Source organism: Planomonospora sp. ID82291 (assembly GCF_015711645.1).
Taxonomy (GTDB): domain Bacteria; phylum Actinomycetota; class Actinomycetes; order Streptosporangiales; family Streptosporangiaceae; genus Planomonospora.
The window spans coordinates 1-17761 of sequence record NZ_JABTEX010000014.1 but is presented as its reverse complement, the minus strand read 5'-3'; the positions used below and the strand labels follow the sequence as shown (position 1 = coordinate 17761).

Here is a 17761-nt window from a genome sequence, read left to right as displayed (position 1 = left end):
CTGCCCCGGGCCGTCAGGTCCGGGCGCAGGTCCGGGGCAGCCGCCCCGATCACACGAAAGCCCCGAGGGCCTGCCGCTACCAACGAACCGGCCCCCGGGGTCCCATGAAGGGAGATCCCAGGATGACACAGGGACGCGGCCAGCAGTGGCCCGCAGGCGCCAACTCCGGATCATCGAGCCCGCTCTACACCTGCAGCGGATGCGGTGCCCAGAGCTCCAGCCCGATCAACCACGACCACAGCGGCAAGCGGTAGCCGTGCCGGGGCTCAACTGGAACCCCAAGGACGATTCCCGGAAGCACTGGAACGACGGACAGCGTGAGCGGTGCCGACTCTGCAGGAGGTTGACCTTCCTCCTCGATGAAGCGGGCCGCCCCTGTCACAAGGTGTGCGCGGAGCAAGAGGCAGCGCAACGGCGGTAGGACGAGGCGCCCAGGCTTGGAGGTCTGGGCGCCGACTGAGAGAGACCGAAGGCCCCGCAGAGATGTTCTGCGGGGCCTTCGGCGTCCCAAGCAACGTGAAAATGCGACACGCCCGGGGTTAAAGAGCCACGAGTGTCCCCGAGGACATATGAGCCGTGGAAAGATGCGGGATTGACCACACGCATTTGATCGACTACCGGAGCCGTCCAGGAAAAAAGAAAACGCCCCACGAGGGGGCGCTTCCCAACCGAGAACGTCTCAGACACTTCTCCGAGTCAGCTCGAAAGGTTTGGCCGCCTGCGAGAGCTGATCCCTTTGACGTGTCTGCGTATTACGTCTGGAGTGACGATAGCAGGCGTCCAGACGGTTGGCCCACTACGCCCGTCATCCGACACGCCGGGACCAACCGAGAATCCTCCCCCGCCACCGGTGGCCACCGAGCAGCCGCGGCCCCGCACCGCTTACTACGAGGCGGCCGACCATCAGCCGGCCATGCCCCGCCGCTTGTGGTACCGGTTGTGCGCGCTGCAGCGCCACCGGGGCCAGCTCGCGGACGAGTGCGCGTGGCGAATGATCGCCCACCTGACGCACCGGGCCGACGCCCGGGGTCGTCTCGCCGACGTTCCCGGGATCATGCGCTCCTACGCCAGCGTTCACCGCGTCGGCATCCGCACCGCCTGGAGCGACTTCCGCCGGGTCCGCACGCTGGGCTATGTCCGGCAGACGGTGGCCGCCGCCCCGGGCCGGGCGGCCCGCTACGTCCTGTCGGTCCCGCCGGAGCTGCCCGCAGAGCTGCCCGCGAGTCTGGCCCGCGCCGTCCGCCGGGAGATCGACCCGCCCAGCGCCCAGGCGACCGGCGCCATCACTCGCGCGGAGGCGGACCGACTGCAGGCCGAATGTGAGACCGTCCGGCACGGCTCCGCGACCGGCCCAGCGATCCGACGGCAGTCGGGCTGTGGACGACTGCACACGTCTCCTTATACGCGAGAGGGATCTCCCCCCTCCCCGCGCGATCATGCCCGGGATCGCCTGCAGGGCATCCCCGGGATCCCCCAGAAGGGGGGGATCACCGACGAGGAGAAGCGCAACGCCCTTTACACCGTAAAGACATGCGGGCCGCACTGGGCCTGGCAGCGAGAGGACCGAGGGCTCTCGGCGGTCCAGGTGGCCGAGGTGCTGCCCCTGGTCGCCCTACTCCTCCGGCATGTGCCGCAGAGCGAGGCCGTCGAGCTGATGACCGAACGCACCAGATCAGCCGCGGATCTGCCCGGCGTGATTCGCTACCGGATCGGTCGGGTCCTGGCCGCCGCCCGCCGCCGCTCGAAGGTGCGGGCCGACGAGGACGGCCGTGGGTACGCCGCGGCGATGACCGCCCGCGCCGAAGCTGCCGCCCAGCGGTTCGAGGAGACCCAGGCCGGGAGATCTGCATTCGCAGCAGCCCGTGCCGCGATGGAGGCCGCCCACCGATCTCGGGCCAGTGCCCCGGGTCCGGCCCCAGGCGCAGCCCGCCGGCGGCCCGCGGCCGTCGAGCCGGAGGAGGTGTTCCACGCATCCCTGCCCGTTGATTCGGGCGTGAGCCGTCCAGCCGAGGCCGACCGGGCATGGCTGGTCGATGCCACCGCGGCGATTCGCGCGCAGCACCGCCGGACCCTGCTCCCGTAGTCACGGAGTCCCGTGGTTCAGTAATGGTCATGCGCCTTTCGATCGCCCTGACCAACTTGAAGCCCGGAACAGGCAAAACCACCACGGCCGTCTTGCTCGCCTACGCCCTGCACCGCCGCGGCCATGACGTCGCCCTGGTCGACGCCGACCCCGCCGGGTCCGCCCTGGCATGGAGCGATGCCGTCGACGGCTTCCCCTTCCACATCTACGGCCTAGCCGTCAAAGACGCTGGGCGGCGCCTGGAGGGCACGGCAGGGCCAAAGACCATCGTCGTTGTCGACCTGCCTCAGGCCGAGGACCACGGCGCGATCGTGCGAAGCATCCTCCGCAGGGTCGATGAGATCACGATCCCTGTTGCGCCTTCCACGATCGAGATCGAGCGCACCAGCGCCATTACCGATCTCCTTGATGAGGTGGCCGAGGTCCGGGAGCGCCCCGCCCGTGTCGCGGTGCTCCTTAACCGCGTGGTCGGGGGAGCCCGCTCCGGTCCGGATGCCCGAGCTGCGTTGACTGATCTCGGATACGAGGTCCTGCGACCGCAGATCCCCCGCCGCGAGGTGTACGCCCTGGCGTACGGCATGGTGCCCGACATCCGGCCCGGAGACCCGGCCGACCTCCTTGCCGAGGCGTACCTGACCCGGGCGGGGATCGCGTGAGCGCCGCCGGCCGAAGCGCTTCCTCCGCTGACCGGTTTAAGCAGGCCGCGACCTCGCGCCGCAAGGACGAAGCCACCGGGCAAGCACCCCAGCGCGGGACCACCGCCCGCCGTACCAAGCCGGTGCGGATCACAATCGACCTCGCGCCGGAGGACTACCGGCAGATGCGGCGCCTCGTCGGCGAGCTGGCCGAGGAGACCGATATCCCGACGTTGCCGCACTCCCGGATGTGGCGGGCCATGCTCGCCGAAGTCGCCGATGACCCGCGGTTGCTCGCCAGGGTGGCCGAGCGCATCCAGGACGACCAGAGCTGACTAGGTACTGAATTACTGAAGCTGGGTCAGTTACTGAATTACTGATCGAGGAAACGGGAAACGCGGTGGCAAGGCCCGACGAAGGAGGGCCGCGGCAGCCGATCGCCCCGATCACCTACGGCGGCTGGCCACCGCCAGCGATCGTCACGGCCTCAGCCGGTACGGCGGTCAGGTCTGGACGTACGGCGGGAACGCGCGGCCCGCCAGCTCTTGGAGGCGGGCGACCGCGCGGGAGTCGAGGCGCTGGCCCTGCTGCAGGACCCAGGTGGACAGCAGCGAGGGCCTGAGAACGTACGCGCCAGAGACGGAGAGGCCCCTCCGGGGCACATGGGCGCCGTGGATGGCCAGGACCGGCGTCACGTCCACCCGGGCACCGTAGGCGGTGCTGAGCGTCCGGGCAACGATCTGCGTCTCGTACAGCAGGCTCCGGGCATCGTCGGGCGTGACGGTCCGCTCCCGGCGGCCGCCGGTCCGCGGCCGCCGCCATTGCTTGGAGTCGATGAGGAACACCCCGGCGGGCCCGATCACGAGGTGATCGACGTTGGCGCGGCCGCGGGGCAAGGCCCGGTCGTGGAGCACGGCGTACCCGAGCGAGGCGAGCAGCTGCAGCCGCCGGGCGGTCCGCCGCTCCCCGAGGGCGCCGCGGCGCCAGGTCCGGACCGCCTCATGCGTCCGCCAGTGCCGGACCGCGTCGACCAGGACGACGGCCAGGGCGACGGCGAGACCGGCCCGCCAGTCGAGCAGGAGCCCGACCGGCACGGCAAGGAGGAGCGCCAGGAGCACGCGCAGGAGCACGCGCGGGCCGCGGCCTTCCGCCAGCTCCCGCCGGTACCGGGCGTGAGCCGAGGCGCCGGCCCCGGTCGGTGCGGAGCGGACCACGGCAACCTCCAGGGCGGGGCGGACGGAGACGAGCGCGCCTCAACGGTACGACGAGCCACCGACGACGCCCAGGGGCTTGCCGGTCAGCACCAGCCGACCGGCAGGCCCTCAGCAAGCAGACCGGGCCGGGTGTGGACGTCGAGGACGGGGGAGGAGTCCCAGACCGGCCGCGAGGACCAAGCCGCCGCAGGGAGCACGACCCCGAGGTACGCCGTCCCCTTCCCCGGTGGCCAGGTGACATCCACCGCCGTCCGCCCGTCCGGCGTGACCCAGGCGTGAGGCACCGGCAGCCGGGTTCCTCCGGCGTCGAGCAGGGCCAGGCCCTCCACGTAGGACCAGCCCGGGGCCGCGGCCGCCCTGGCGTTGGCGTAGCAGAAGCCCATTCCGCCGGCGGGGAGGTCTCCCGGCCGTCCGGCCGGGACGAACGCGCGGCCGAGGTCGAGCAGTAGGCCGTACAGCGAGCCGTACCGCGCCCCGCCGACCGGCGGAGACAGAGCCGACCATGCGGCCAGGGTCGCGGCCAGCTCCCGCCCGGCGTCGCTCAGATCCACGCGGGCAGGTCCTCCGGATCGGCGGGCAGGACGAGGCACAGGGCCGAACAGCACGGCGCCCAGGCGGGATCGTCGTACGGCGCTTCGCACCGCTCGCAGATGAGCATGCGCTCACCCTAGGCCCGCGCCCCTCCGGGGAATCTCGCCTCAGCCGCGGTCGGATTTATGGAACCGGCCGCGGCGGGCAGTGCCCTGGGTTCCGTTCGGCTAGATCATCCGGCACCGTAAAGGGCCGTGATCATGACCCCGCCGTACACCCCTTCGGGACCGTTCGAACCCCTCCCGGGAGCCCGCCGATCCTTCCCGATCATGGGTGCGGGTGATCATGGCGCTGAGCTGTGGTTCTGCCCGATCGAAGATCGAAAACCCGATGTACCTATGCATCTAGATGTACTGGTGACGAATGATCTTGTAGTCTTGACCCTGTGACCATCAACATCACGTTCTTCTCCAACGCCATGGAAGGCGTGGAGTACTTCGTGAATGGCGAGGGTTGCGGTCATGCCCACGATCACGCCGAGGGACCGGAGCAGTACTTCCTGAAGGGTCAGGAGGGCAACCCGGTCGGGCAGTGGTGGGGCTCCGGTCTGCAGCACCTTGGGCTGAGCGCCGGAGCGGAGATCACGGAGGCGGACGCGCGGGCGCTCCTCGGTCGTCTGGCCCACCCGCAGGAGTTCGCGAGGGCGCGAGCGGCGATCGACGCGCACGTGGAGGCCGAAGGGCTGAGCGACGACGAGGCGGAGGAGCTGTACGCGGAGGCCGCCGCGAAGGTGCGTCTCGGCAGCAAGCCGTATGCGTTCAAGAGCTTTGAAGAGCGGGTGGCCGCCCGGATCAAGAAGGAGCGGATCAACGCCCGGCTGAACCCCGAGCGGGTCGCGGAGATCAAGCGGGAAGAGGCGGAGAAGAAGCAGCCGAAGGCCCGCAACTTCCTTGACGCCTGCTTCGCTCCGTCGAAGTCGTCCAGCGCCTACTACGCAGGGTTGCTCGCGGCCGGCCGGACGCGCGAGGCCGCGCGGATGGTCGAGATCCACCGCGAGGCGGTCGGCGAGGCACTGGAGTTCTGGCAGCGAGAGGCCGGGTACGCGAGAGCCGGACGCCACGGCAAGGCCAAGGACGGCCGCGCGAGCGTGGGCCGGTGGGTCGACGCTCACGAGTGGATCGTGGGCATGTGGGACCACCGGACGAACCGCGAGGGGGAGCCGCACCTTCACACGCACGCCGTGATCCTCAACCGGGTCCGGACGGTCAACGCGGACGGCACCGAGAAGTGGCGGGCGCTGGACGGCCGGGCACTCTACGCGGCCAAGGACGCCGCCGCCGCGATCTATGAGCGGGCCTTTGAGCAGAAGATGGAGGCGGAATTCCCCGTCGCCTACGCGCTCCGCCCGGACGGCAAGGCCCGGGAAATCATCGGGATCAGCGAGGAGGAGCGGGCCGCCCTGTCGACCCGGGCGGGCCAGGTCTCCCGCGAGGTCGAGAAGTGGGCGGCCGAGTACGAGCAGCGGACCGGCCGGGCGCCCAGCGCCTACGCGCGGACCATCATGCAGCAGGACGCCGCGCGCACGACCCGCAAGCGCAAGGAGGCCACCGGCACCGACAGCGAGCTTCTGCGGAAGTGGGAACGGTCGGTCGGCCAGACGTTGAAGACCACGCTCGTCGCGATCCTGGAGCGAGCCGAGGCCGCCGCCATCGAGGCCCGCGGCCTGGGCGACGCCGAGCGGTTCGAGCGGCGGATCGTCATCGAGCGGGCGATCGAGCGCGTGCAGTCGCAGCGCAGCACGTGGACCCGGGCGCACCTGATGTTCGCGATCAACGAGGTCCTGCCCGACCGGCTCGGGCCGAGCGTGCTCGCGCAGCGCGGATACACCACGGCGTTGCTGGAGGAGCTGGCGGACGAAGCGCTCAGCGGTCAGTACGGCGTGGTGATGACGCAGGGCATGGAGCTGGTCTCCGCTCCGCAGGAGCTCCGCCGGGCGGACGGGCGGAGCATGTTCCGACCGGGCCGGGACGAGCGGTATTCGACGCTGGATTGGCTGGCCGACGAACAGCGCGTGATCGAGCGGGCCAAGAAGCGCGGCGCCCTCGCACTGAGCCAGGTCACCATTGCGGACCTGTTGGAGGAGGCCGCCGAAGGTGGCCGGCCCCCGAGCGGGGATCAGACCGACGTGGTCGCCGGAGTGCTCGGGGATGCGCGCCCGATCGACGTCGTTGTGGGTCCGGCCGGGGCGGGCAAGAGCGTCGCGCAAGGCCTGATCGCCAAGGGCTGGGAGGCCACCGGCCGCCGCGTGATCGGCCTGGGGCCGTCCAGCAAGGCCGCCCAGGTGTTGCAGGCGCAGGGCATCCGGCTCGCGGCCAACATCGACAAGTTCCTAATGCGGCTGGAGGGCAAAGGCCCGCGCCACGAGGTGGAGGCGTTCCAGATCCGCCACGGTGACATGGTCATCGTGGACGAAGCCGGGATGGCGTCGACCGAGCACCTTGTCCGTATCGCGAAGCTGGTTGAGGCGGCCGGCGGAAAACTCGTTCTCTGCGGCGACGACGCGCAGCTGGCCGCCGTGGAGGCCGGTGGCCTGTTCCGTGAGCTGGCCAGGCTGCCGCAGGCGCTCCAGCTGGGCACGGTGCGGCGGTTCCGCGACGCGGACGGCACGCCCCGCACCTGGGAGGCCAAGGCGTCGCTGGGTCTGCGGGAGGGCCAGGTCCACGCGCTGGACGCCTACATGCGGCGGGGCCGCATCCGCTCCGGGACGGTCGAGGAGATGGCGGCCGAGATCCGCCAGGCGTACGTCACGGACCGTCTGCGGGGCGTCGAGTCCGTCATCATGACCGCGACCGAGGCGCAGGCGGTGGAGCTGTCAGCGTCCATCCGGGCGGAGCTGGCCGCGCTGGGGCAGGTGGAGGCGGACGGCGTCGAGCTGGCCGACGGCACCCGGGCCGGGCGCGGCGACCTGATCCAGGCCCGGCGGAACGTGAACAAGCTCGTCGACTCCGCCGGGATGCCGGTCTACAACCGGTACGTCTACCGGGTGGCCGAGCGGCACGAGGACGGGGCGCTGACTGTTGAGCGCGTCACCGGCTCCGAGGAGGTCGGCGGCCGGGTGAAGCTGCCCGCCCGCTACGTCGCCCAGCACGTCACCTTGGGCTACGCCGGGACCGTGCACAGCGTCCAGGGCGACACGGTCCAGGTCGGATACGAGCTGGTGACCTCGGCGACGACCCGCGAGCAGCTGTATGTGGGCATGACCCGCGGCTGGATGGAGAACCGCGCGTTCGTCGGCCTGGAGCCCGAGGAGAGCGCCCTTGAGGTGTTGGCCGAGGTGCTGGCCAACGTCGGCGTGGAGCGGTCGGCCAGCGAGGTCATGCGCAGCGACCTGGAGTGGGCGGAGACCATCGGCGCGCACGCGCCGATCTGGGAGGAGCTGGTCAGCGACCATCAGCGCGCCAAGCACTCCGAGATCCTGCGGCAGGCCCTCGGGGAGCCGCTGTACGAGCGGCTGCAGGCCGAGGACCCGAGCACCGTCTACCGGCAGGTGTGGGCGGCGGAGATGGCCGGTCATGACCCGCAGGCGCTCGTCTCGGCAGCGGTCGGCAGCCGGGGCAAGGGCCTGGACGATGCGAAGAACGTCCCCGCCCTGCTGCACTGGAGGATCGAGCGCGAGCTGACCGTCCGCACGCCGGAGCGGGAGGCAGCCGGAGCCAGCTGGACGGCCCGGACCCCGGCGGACCTGACCGGCCCGGTCGGCGACTACGTGCGCGAGCTGGCCGAGGTGATGGACGCCCGGACGCAGGCCCTCGGGGAGCAGGCCGTGACCGAGCCGCCCGCGTGGGCGGTCGAGCGGTTGGGGCCGGTGCCGGCGGACCCGATCGAGCGGGCCGACTGGCAGCAGCGCGCCGCCGTGGTGGAGGCGTACCGCGAGCAGTACCAGGTGGACGCCCCGTCTACGGTGATCGGGCCGCCGCCGGGCCGGAGCATGGTCACGCAGTACGCGGCGTGGGAGGCCGCGCACACCGCCCTTGGGCGCAGCGCCGAGGAGCAGCGGCTTGCCGAGGCCAGCACCGGCACCCTGCGCGAGCAGGTCGAGATCTGGGAGCGCGAGCAGGAGTGGGCGCCCCCTTCGGTCGCCGAGGAGATGGCCCGCGTCGATGAGCAGCGGCGCGCGGCCGAGCAGGAGGCCGCCCTTGCTCAGGCACAGGCGGCGCTGGAGGTCGACCAGGCCCAGCGGGTGCAGCTGCAGGAGCGGGCCGCCCAGGCGATCGAGCAGGCGCAGCAGCTCGTGGGGTTGGGCGCGGCGATCGAGCAGCGCAACACCGAGCGGGAGAGCTGGTACGAGCGCACCAGCGCCCTGCGGGAGCAGGCAGAGGCGGCGCTGGCCGAACTGCTTCGGCGCAAGGCCGACATGCCCGAGCCCGACCAGGCGCCCGAGGTCGAGCGCGAGCGCCAGGCCGAGCCCGAGCAGGCCCCCGGGATCGAGCGGGAGCCCAGCCAGCAGCAGCGGGAGGCCGAGGTGTTCCGCCAGCTGGCGGAGCGCTGGGACGGCAAGACGACGCCGGAGATCGAGCAGCAGTGGCAGGAGGAGCGCGCGGCTGAGCGTGAGCGCCAGGCGCAGGCCGAGCCCAGCCAGCAGCAGCGCGAGCAGGAGGCGTTCCGCCAGCTGATCGAGCGGTGGGACGCGCGGGATGCGGCCAGGGCTGAGCAGGAGGCCAACCGCGAGCGCCAGGCCGAGCGGGAGCAGGCCCCCGAGGTCGAGCAGGAGCGCCAGGCCGAGCAGCCCGGCCCTGAGCGCGAGCAGGCCCCCGAGGCCGAGCGGACGCCGGACGATCTGCGGCCTCAGATCAGCGCCCGGGTGCTGGAGGAGCTGCGCGAGGCCCAGGAACGCGCGCTGCAGCCCGAGCAGGCGAGCGCTCGCGAGCGCACCGAGCGCGGCGCCGAGGTCGGCCAGGAGGCCGAGCGGACGCCGACGCTGCGCGAGCAGATCGAGGCCCGTCTCAGCGAGCGCCGGGAGGCGCAGGAGCGCCGGGAGCAGGAGCGGGCGGCCGAGCGCGAGCAGGCGCCCGAGGTCGAGCGCAGCCCGCAGGAGATCACCCGGGAGCACCACTACCAGCAGCAGCGCGAGGCGGAGCAGACCATGGTGCTCGCGGCTGAGCGCAGCGCCCCGGCGGTCGAGGCGCCGACCGTGCAGGCCCCGACCATCCAGGCCCCGCAGGGTCCGACGCTCGGACGGTAGCGGCGGCTATGGATCAGGCAGGCAGCACGCCGTACGGTCGATGTGGTGCCTGCCGTTCAGAGAGGGTCCGACGATGAGCGCTCTGTCCCACGACACGCCGCCGCCGTGCCCGCGCACCCCGGCGGAGATCGCTGATCAGTGGGCGTTCTTCACCGATCCGGCCTACCCGTCCAAGGAGCGCGACTACGCCCGCGGCGTGCTGGAGTCCCTGCGGTGGGTGATGGGTCGCCGGGCGGATTCCCCGGTCGCCGGCGACCGCCTTGGGCGCCTGCCGACCCTGTGGGACATCGAGACAGAGGCCGACCGCGCCGAAGAGGGGATGCGCGCGTTCACCGGGCAGGGCATCGCGTGGCATCGCGCCCACGGCCTGCGCTACCTCACCGGAGCCGAGAACGCCCTGTTCTGGCTGACCGGGGAGGGCGGGGAGACCATCTACTGAGGTCCGAGAACGCCAAGAGGCCGCGCCCACCAGCTGGCGGACGCGGCCTCTTGGCGTTGTCAGGGGTCAGTACCGGTGACCGCGGGCGGCATCGGCCCGGCTTGAGGTTCCTCCGGTTCGGCCCGGCTCCCGTCCGGGGTCGCGGGCGGGCTCTCGGGTCGGGGAGTCCTGCAGATGGCCGAACCGGCAGGCGGCGGCCGTCGAGACGCCGATCCGCTTGCGCAGGCCGAGGAGGTAGCGGTCATGCCAGTCCCCCGCTCGCGCAGGGCTGCCGTAGCCGTAGGGCGGCCGGTAGATGCGCAGCCACTCCTGACACAGCCACCCCAACTCGGCGATCAGGTCCGGATGCTGGTTCCAGCACGGCGGGATCGGGCGGGACAGCTCCAAGCCCTTGTTGCCGATCTTCCCGGTTCGGTCCTCCCAGGTGACCAGCCGATAGAGCCCGCCGAGCACGCTTTCGACCCACTCGGTCAGCTGGACCCACGCGGCGTGCGCGTCGCGGACCCCGTCGCCGTCCCCGCCCTCAGCCAGGGCGGGGAGGTGGACGCTCCAGTCCCAGGGCTGGAGCTTCTTGGCCTTCTCGGAGGCCGCGGCCTCGATGGCGTCGACCCGGTCGCCGAGGCCGGCCAGCTGCTCCACCATCTCCTGCAGGGCAGCCGGGCCGGGGAACAGCCGCAGGGCGGCGCGGATCTCGTTCATCTCCTGACGCATGGTCAGCAGTTGCCGGGCCAGCGGCGCCTCTTCGTGTTCGGTCATCTCTCCTCGATCCACAGAGTGTCGGCCGGGACCGTCCTTCGCCGCGGCGCCGGAGCCGGGACAGCCAGCGGCGGAACGACGCGCTTGCTCAGGTCACGCCGCTTCCAGACCTTCCGGATTTTGACGATGGTCGGAGGAGCGGACCGGTAGATCACCAGAGCGCGCCAGCGCTTGAGCTGGCGGATCTTGTGGGGCGGCATGATCGGCCGCAGGACCGTGTGCTCCGAGCGCGTCGGCCCGTTGGGTCCATGCTGCGTGCTGGTCTGGATCTCCTCGCGCTCACCGCACAGGATCGAGAGCTCGCGCAGGTCATCGGCGTTCTTGATGCCGCCGAAGGCCAGGGTGAGCGCGGCGACGCCCCAAATCGTGTCCCCGCCGTTGCGCCCCCAGCGGTCGTAGAGCTGCGATTTGCTCTGGATGCCCGCCAGGATCAACATGCTGTGCTGGCGCCACTTGCTGATCCACTTGTCCAGCGGGACCGGGCAGATCGTGGCCACCTCATCCAGAGCCCAGGTCACCCACGGGTCCATCCTGCGGTTGGGCATCTGGCCGGCCAGCCGGATGCAGACCTCTTCCAGGTCCGTCATGATCAGGGTGAACAGCGGGGCGACGCCGTCGCCCTCCCCGCTGTCCTCCCCGACCATGTAGAGCGTCCCGCGCCGGAGGATGAAGTCCTCCATGTCGAAGTCCTCCCCGGGCGGCGGGGTGACGCAGTAGGCGGCGGCCGGGCCGGACAGCCAAGACAACGCCGTGGCGAGCGTCGAGAAGATGCCGTCACGGGTGGTGGTGGTGATCTCCTGCCGGGCGCGTAGCAGCTCGATCCACCGGGGATCGGCGTCGTAGCGTTCCAGGATGCGCAGCGCCTCAACCGAGGTCGGATCGTTGGCCCAGCGCTGGACGTCGACCAGGGTCAGGCCCCCCAGGGCCGCAGCGTGCAGCAGCGAGCGCAGGACCTCGTTGGCCTGACTGTGGAAGTAGTCGCTCATGTTGCTGCTGTCGCCGGGACGGCGCAGGGCGAACAGCAGGGCCGCCCCGCGCCGCATGGCCAGGTCAGGGTCTTCACAGCCCCGCACGGGGTTGTACCGGACCGTGCTTTGCATCCCGCCCAGCCCGAGGGGGTTGAACAGGGCCACCGGGCCGAACTGGGAGCGGATACGGGCGGTCGTGTCGTAGTCGGCGATCTTGCTACTCGTGTAGATCACGGCGCCGGGGGCGTCGGCCACGATGTCGGCCAGGAGCGCGGACTTGCCCGCGCCGGGCGGGCCGACGAGGACCGCGGAGTCCTCGGGATTACAGCAGATGGTCATGTACGGCGAGAGGGACCGGCCGACCCGGTAGGCGTACTCACTGACCGGAACGCGCTGACCGAGCAGGGACGGCCGGGTGCGGTCCATGCGGCCCCGGGCCGCGCGGGCGCTGAGGTGCTGCCGGATGTCCCAGGGGGTGGCGAATCCCGCCGGCGGGACGATCGCCCGGTAGATGATCTGCGCTACGACGATCGCGACGCACAGGGCCAGGAGCCCGGCAATGAGCAGGGGCAGGGGAACCGGCAGGTTGAAGTTCGCCCAAGGGTCGATCTGCAGGGGCGGTGCGGTGTCGGCGGGGGAAGTGATGGACATGGTCGTCTCCTCGATCACTGGGCACTTCCCGCGGTCTGTCCGGGAGCCGAGGGGAGCGCGGGCACGAGGCCAGCACCGGGCGCTGCGGGCATCAGCGCGGCGGCGGCGACCATCACCGGCACCACACCGGACCCAGTGGTGACATATGCGGTTACCAGACTGTCAGGAGCGATGTCGGAGTGCGTAGTGATTTGCCGTGCCATCTGGTGCGGAAGAGCCGCGATGGCCGGTACGGCAGGCATGGCGGCGGCCGCAGTCGTCACGGTGGCCACCGAGTGGCAGGGGCACGCCGGGCGCGAGCCGTACCAGGGTCCGACGCGGGGCCGCAGGACGAGGGCGCCGAGGATGACCCCGACCCCCAGCCCGCCGGCACCGGTCGCGGTCAGTGTCAGAATGTCCATGTGATCCGTTCCTTTGCTGGGGCGGTGATGACCGGGGTCAGCGCTACGGGTGCAATCGGGGCGCTGACCCCGGGGTCTACGAGCGGGGTCATTTCTGACCCCGGAGCGGGGTCACCGTGGCGACCGGGTCCGGGTTCTCTGCCGCCTTTCGAGCGCGGCGCAGCTCCGAGCGGATCGCCTCAGTCCTCATGGCATAGCCCCACTCGCCGAGCCAGTCGGAGAGCTGACCGGGGGTCGCGTCGAGGCCCAGAACCCCTATCGCATAGCGAATTTTCGCGGCGTTGCTTGGTTGCGCTGCCAGCATCGTTGCGACTCCGGATACCGCCGCAGGAGCAGGCTCTTGCCCTTCCGGGCCGGAGGCCGGGCGAGGCGGCGCCGGGGTCGTGGCCGGTGCGGGGTCAGGGTCTTGACCGCCGTTGACCGGGGCCAGGCCGACCGGGTGACCGGCCGCGGCCGGAATCGGGGTCAACTCGGCCGGGTCGACCGGTCGGCCGGACTCGGCCACCTGGCCCACGGGGACCGGGACGGGCAGCGGCACCGGCCGCGGCGCCGGGGTCGTGGCCGGTGCGGGGTCAGGGTCTTGACCGCCGTTGACCGGGGCCAGGCCGACCGGGTGACCGGCCGCGGCCGGAGTCGGGGTCAACTCGGCCGGGTCGACCGGTCGAGTACCCCGCCCAGGGCCGGGGTCGGGATCGAGCACGGCGGCCGGCGCCTGGAGGACGCCGACCTCCGCAGCGGTCGCCGCGGCGATCCGGTCGCGGTGGAGCATGTGCGCCAGCGCCGCCCCGAGCCCGAGCACCAGCACGGGCAGGCAGGACACGAGGACCGTTACCGCAGTGGGAGCGGTCTTTTCGTTCTGCACTTCCAGCAGGTGGTAAGCGATCTGTCCGAACATGCCGAGCCCGAGTGCTCCGAGTGCGCTCATCCGAGCGAACCGGCGGGTTCCGGTCGCGACCGGCGCGGAGGTCAGCCAGGCCGACAGCGCGAACGCGGCGTACGCCTCCACGCCGATCGGGAGCGTGACCGCTGAGTTGATCTCGAAGTCATCGGCGATACCGGGCAGGAGCTTGACCGGACCGAAGCCCGTCATCTCGCCCAGCCCGACCCAGCCGGACCACGTCGCGACGCCAGCAGGAAGCGCCAGCAGCGCCAGCGGCCAGCGGCGCGGCCAGCGAACGGACGTGCGATCACTGCTGGTCATTGGCTGCCTCCCGGATCAGTGCCGCCGCTTCCTCCAGGTGCCGCAGGCCCACACGAAGCAGCACGTCCGTGAGCAGGGCCTTACTGACCTTCGTCTTGGCCAGGTAGGCAACCTCCACGATCGCCGTGTCCACGGCGGCGGAGGTCTCAGCGGGCACTACGAGGCGAACGGGCGGGCGGGACTCGGACATGGGTGGGCCTCCCCGGGCGAGGCCGTGAGCGGTCGGGGGTGTCTTCAACATGGGACCACTATGACATGCGGCTCCATTGAATGACAGTCCTTGACACTCAACGGCTATGGATGGACTCTTATGGACGGGCGCGACTCCTAACGGAGTGCAGTGTCAGCCTAGACCCGCTGATCACGGTGACCAACACCGCGCCCGCGCTTCTGCGCTGGTCATCGGAGACGCAAAAGGCCCCGCCGGGATCTGTCCAGGAGCACGGCGGGGCCACCTCTGAGAGGTGATCCAATGATGATGGAACTCCGGAGGGCATGGAAGATCATTCGATCCACGGCCGTGACGCTCGCAGCGATCATGTTCGTGTTGGATGATCTGCGGATTCATGCCCTCAGCCGGTGGCGCAGCCAGCGCCCGCCCTGCGCTCCGGCCGTCGAGCAGTCGGCGGCCACCGTGGAGCAGGCGCAGGTGCGCGAGCAAATCGCGTGAACGACCCGGAAGCCCGGTACCTGATCACAGGTGCCGGGCTTCCGGCTTTCAGAACTGATCACTGACGTACCGGTGGCACGCAGCGTTGCGCAGGCCGTCCCGCGAGCGGGGGAACATCTCGTCACAGCGGGAGTGCGCCGCATCCGACACCGAGCCCCCAGGAGCACGCGGCGGAGTCCGGCGCGGTCGAGCTGGCCTCCGCTCAGGCTCCGCCCGCTCCTTCCGGGGACGAGGCTTGACCACCGGCCGAGGCCGGGGCGGCTCAGCGGGCACCGCCCGCACCCGCGCGGCCGGAGGATCGACCCGAGGACGCGCCAGAGCCGACGAGGACCGCGAGGACTCCGCCTCCCGGGAAGTCGCCGGCGATTTTGAGCCGGACGGCGACGGCGACGCCTTCGGCGTGGTCGAGGGCGGAGGGGAGCCGGTGGCGGTGGCCATCGGATAGGGCGCCCAGGTCGAGCGCCGAGCCGGAGCCGGTGACGCCTCCCAGGTACGGATCGGCGCCGGAGTCGGGGAAGCCCCCGCCCCGAGCGCGGTCCCGTCGCCGTGGTCCTGGCCGCGCTGCAGGTCCGCCCAGCCGAGCCCGAGGCCGGTCACCACGGCGGCCGTGACGATCAGCCCGACGACGAGCGTCCAGGGGTCATCCCGGCACAACCGGTAGAGAGCCATCCGGCGGGGCGGCCGAGGGGACGATCTGTAGAGGTACGGCATGATATCTCCGGGTATCTCTGCAGGTCAGGAGGGGGTTAGATCGTAGGGGATCTATCCCCGCATAGCGCTGTCTCCGCCGTACGCGGCCCGTCGTACCGCCACCGTGGACCGGATGGACATCGAGGAGGCGTGCGGGCACGAGGTCGCCGTCCCGCTCATGGAGGAGAACGAGCCCGCCGTGGTCTGCCTGTGCGGCGCCCGCTGGACGAGCCGGGCGCAGGTCCCGGACGCGGTCGCGCTCCGCCTGGACACCCGGCTCGGAGCGGATGCGTGGAACCTGGATGCCGCCCAGGAGCACCGCGGCGACGGCTCGTCAATAACCGGGCGCGTTCCTGACCAGCAGCGATGCGGACACCGCGGCGGCGGCCGCCAGCTGCAGGCGACGCGCGGACCTGCGGGAACGCTTATTGACAGGCAGGAGCGCCGTACCGGCTGAGGCCGTGACGATCGCTGAGGGTGGCCGAGCGCCGCACGTGGTCGGGGCGATCGGCTGCCGCGGCCCTCCTTCGTCGGGCCTTGCCACCGGGGAAGCGGTCGCGGCCGGGCGCGCATGGAAGCGGGCCGGACCCATCCAGGAGTCCGGCCCGCGCGGCGCCGTCAAGCGCGAGGAACCCGGATTTCCTTGCCGACCATCGCGCCGTCCTTCCACGTCCACTCGGCGATCAGGTCCGTTCGGTCTGCTTCCGCGCCCACCACGAAGGCGTCGACCACCCGGGGCCGAAGCGATGTCTCCTCCGCCCAGGCCACGACCTCCGGCCAGGTCGAGACGATCCCGCGCCACTCGACCCCGGTCCCGACGTGCGTCCCCACGGTGTAGCTCACCCGCGGATAGCCCCTCCCCAGGTCCGCCAGATGCTCCGCCCGCCGCTTGAGCTTGCGATCCCAGAGGCTATCCCGCACCAGGCCCACCAGGAGCGAGCCGTACCCCAGCAGGCCGCAGGCGCCCAGGCCCGCCGCGATCCAGAGCAGTACGTCCCTGATCATCTCGGCTCCCCTCAGCCGGCCCCGGGGACGGGCAGGCCCACGCAGAGCGTCCACCAGGACCAGGACCACGGGCAAGGGCGGTCGGCCTACGGCCGAGGAAGGGCAGCCCTCGCCGGGCGGGCAGGCTCCGGGATGAGGGAAGCGCGGCCCGATGATCAGTCCGGGGTGCGTCGTGGTGCCGGGGGGTGTGATCATCCCGTCCGCCAGCTCTGGGCCTATCACGCAGCCCCCGAGGCCGCCAGGCACCCCAGAGGGGACCCCGCCTGGCACCCCCGGCGCCCGCGTGATCGAGACGGCCCAGGCAGACGGGATGATCACACAGCCCCCTCCTGTGGGAAGGCTTCGCAGGTGAGACGGAGGTAGCCATATAGATACTGCTTCTGTATCGTAGTGAATTGCTACGATACAGAAGCAGGAGGATGAGAGGTGGACCCCCTGAAGGAGGAGCGAGTGGCCGCGGCCTTGCGCAACCTCGCCGACGTGACAGCCAGACGGGATCAGGTGGCGGCCGAGCACCGCGAGGCGGCATTGCAGGCGCTGGACGCCGGCGCCTCGTGGCGACGCGTGGCCGAGATCGGCAAGGTTGCGCAGAACACTGTCAGCAGGTGGAAGCGGGATCGGGCCGTACAGGCGGCTGAGCAGGAAGGAGACGGTACGCGATGAGCGCAGGACCATACGAGACCGAGCGGGAGACCCGCGGTGAGCCGATGCCCAAGGCCGTCAGCGCTTTGCACGACGCGGGGACGGTGAAGTCCGGCGACCCGGACCGGGTCGTACGCGGAACGAAGGAGGCCGCGCTGCTGCAGGCATGCGAGGCGGCCGGAGTCGAGCTGGGTGCCCATGACCGAGGCGTGATCGCGTGGTTGTCCGAATGGGAGACCAGCACCGTTCAGGCGGTCATAGGCCTGATCACCCGAGCCGGTGCAGCAGGTGCGGACCGTCCGGCAGGCGACACCTACCAGCGGGCACGCACGGCGCTGGCCGAGGCTCAGACCGCGGTGGCGATCTGGGCCGACGAAGTCCGCGAGGCCGCCAAGACCCGGGCCGGGGTGATCGGCGACCCCGTCCGGGACCCTGACGCGGTCCTGGAGGACCCGGAGTACAGCCAGGCCATGAACGTCTTCGGACCGCTGAGTCAGGCCGCTGAGCGCCTGCAGGCAGTCAGGACAGCGCCGGAGGGCTGAGGCTGCGGATCTGCCCCGGGCCGTCAGGTCCGGGCGCAGGTCCGGGGCAGCCGCCCCGATCACACGAAAGCCCCGAGGGCCTGCCGCTACC

19 protein-coding genes are annotated in these 17761 nt (G+C 71.3%); 11 read left to right on the top strand and 8 right to left on the bottom strand.

Annotation, left to right across the window (positions count from 1 at the left end; genetic code table 11):
- The first annotated feature begins 122 nt into the window (after positions 1-122).
- The 4 genes from HS045_RS35715 to HS045_RS33835 all read left to right on the top strand — a co-directional run bounded on the left by HS045_RS35715 (position 123) and on the right by HS045_RS33835 (position 3053).
- The gene (locus HS045_RS35715) at positions 123-254 is read left to right on the top strand and encodes a hypothetical protein (protein ID WP_255532008.1); all 132 of its coding nucleotides are present in this window, start codon (positions 123-125) and stop codon (positions 252-254) included.
- A 596-nt stretch (positions 255-850) separates the two neighbouring features.
- Entirely contained in the window at positions 851-2083 is a 1233-nt protein-coding gene (locus HS045_RS33845; RefSeq protein WP_196455724.1) for a hypothetical protein, read from the top strand.
- A gap of 29 nt (positions 2084-2112) precedes the next feature.
- Entirely contained in the window at positions 2113-2739 is a 627-nt protein-coding gene (locus HS045_RS33840) for an AAA family ATPase (RefSeq protein ID WP_196455723.1), read from the top strand.
- Positions 2736-3053: a hypothetical protein gene (locus HS045_RS33835; RefSeq protein WP_196455722.1), complete on the top strand. Its 318-nt coding sequence runs from the start codon at positions 2736-2738 to the stop codon at positions 3051-3053. Before HS045_RS33840 ends, HS045_RS33835 begins: the two co-directional genes overlap by 4 nt.
- 168 nt (positions 3054-3221) lie before the next feature.
- Here HS045_RS33835 and HS045_RS35240 read toward each other — a convergent pair whose 3' ends face one another.
- Together HS045_RS35240 and HS045_RS33825 are read right to left on the bottom strand one after the other, a co-directional pair.
- Positions 3222-3932, bottom strand: coding sequence for a nuclease-related domain-containing protein (locus HS045_RS35240; RefSeq protein ID WP_196455721.1), 711 nt, complete (start codon positions 3930-3932; stop codon positions 3222-3224).
- Between the two features lie 83 nt (positions 3933-4015).
- Positions 4016-4483 (bottom strand): hypothetical protein, encoded by a 468-nt coding sequence (locus HS045_RS33825; protein WP_196455720.1) that lies wholly within the window; start codon positions 4481-4483, stop codon positions 4016-4018.
- 425 nt (positions 4484-4908) lie between these two features.
- Between HS045_RS33825 and mobF the strand changes: the two genes are divergently transcribed.
- Together mobF and HS045_RS33815 are read left to right on the top strand one after the other, a co-directional pair.
- On the top strand, positions 4909-9705 hold the full coding sequence (mobF, locus tag HS045_RS33820; protein ID WP_196455719.1) for a MobF family relaxase: 4797 nt from the start codon (positions 4909-4911) through the stop codon (positions 9703-9705).
- A gap of 73 nt (positions 9706-9778) precedes the next feature.
- Positions 9779-10144, top strand: a complete 366-nt coding sequence (locus HS045_RS33815; protein WP_196455718.1) for a hypothetical protein — start codon at positions 9779-9781, stop codon at positions 10142-10144.
- A 66-nt stretch (positions 10145-10210) separates the two neighbouring features.
- Here the strand turns inward: HS045_RS33815 and HS045_RS33810 are convergent, their stop codons facing one another.
- From HS045_RS33810 to HS045_RS33790, 5 genes are all read right to left on the bottom strand, one after another.
- Positions 10211-10900, bottom strand: a complete 690-nt coding sequence (locus HS045_RS33810) for a hypothetical protein (RefSeq protein ID WP_196455717.1) — start codon at positions 10898-10900, stop codon at positions 10211-10213.
- Positions 10897-12519, bottom strand: a complete 1623-nt coding sequence (locus tag HS045_RS33805; RefSeq protein WP_196455716.1) for a type IV secretory system conjugative DNA transfer family protein — start codon at positions 12517-12519, stop codon at positions 10897-10899. The genes HS045_RS33810 and HS045_RS33805 overlap by 4 nt, the downstream gene beginning before the upstream one ends.
- A 14-nt stretch (positions 12520-12533) precedes the next feature.
- Entirely contained in the window at positions 12534-12920 is a 387-nt protein-coding gene (locus tag HS045_RS33800) for a hypothetical protein (protein WP_196455715.1), read from the bottom strand.
- A gap of 88 nt (positions 12921-13008) precedes the next feature.
- Positions 13009-14121, bottom strand: a complete 1113-nt coding sequence (locus HS045_RS33795) for a hypothetical protein (protein WP_196455714.1) — start codon at positions 14119-14121, stop codon at positions 13009-13011.
- Positions 14108-14311 (bottom strand): hypothetical protein, encoded by a 204-nt coding sequence (locus HS045_RS33790; RefSeq protein ID WP_196455713.1) that lies wholly within the window; start codon positions 14309-14311, stop codon positions 14108-14110. Before HS045_RS33790 ends, HS045_RS33795 begins: the two co-directional genes overlap by 14 nt.
- Positions 14312-14593: 282 nt before the next feature.
- Between HS045_RS33790 and HS045_RS33785 the strand changes: the two genes are divergently transcribed.
- The 3 genes from HS045_RS33785 (at position 14594) to HS045_RS33775 (ending at position 15938) form a co-directional block, all read left to right on the top strand.
- Complete coding sequence (locus tag HS045_RS33785; protein ID WP_196455712.1) at positions 14594-14791, top strand: hypothetical protein; 198 nt, start codon at positions 14594-14596, stop codon at positions 14789-14791.
- A 235-nt stretch (positions 14792-15026) separates the two neighbouring features.
- Complete coding sequence (locus HS045_RS33780) at positions 15027-15236, top strand: hypothetical protein (protein WP_196455711.1); 210 nt, start codon at positions 15027-15029, stop codon at positions 15234-15236.
- A gap of 378 nt (positions 15237-15614) precedes the next feature.
- Positions 15615-15938, top strand: a complete 324-nt coding sequence (locus HS045_RS33775; protein WP_196455710.1) for a hypothetical protein — start codon at positions 15615-15617, stop codon at positions 15936-15938.
- Between the two features lie 161 nt (positions 15939-16099).
- Here HS045_RS33775 and HS045_RS33770 read toward each other — a convergent pair whose 3' ends face one another.
- Positions 16100-16486 (bottom strand): hypothetical protein, encoded by a 387-nt coding sequence (locus tag HS045_RS33770; protein ID WP_196455709.1) that lies wholly within the window; start codon positions 16484-16486, stop codon positions 16100-16102.
- A 426-nt stretch (positions 16487-16912) separates the two neighbouring features.
- On the opposite strand from HS045_RS33770, the gene HS045_RS33765 reads away from it, so the two are divergent.
- Together HS045_RS33765 and HS045_RS33760 are read left to right on the top strand one after the other, a co-directional pair.
- Positions 16913-17149, top strand: a complete 237-nt coding sequence (locus HS045_RS33765; RefSeq protein ID WP_196455708.1) for a helix-turn-helix domain-containing protein — start codon at positions 16913-16915, stop codon at positions 17147-17149.
- Entirely contained in the window at positions 17146-17670 is a 525-nt protein-coding gene (locus tag HS045_RS33760; protein ID WP_196455707.1) for a hypothetical protein, read from the top strand. Before HS045_RS33765 ends, HS045_RS33760 begins: the two co-directional genes overlap by 4 nt.
- Positions 17671-17761 lie beyond the last annotated feature (91 nt).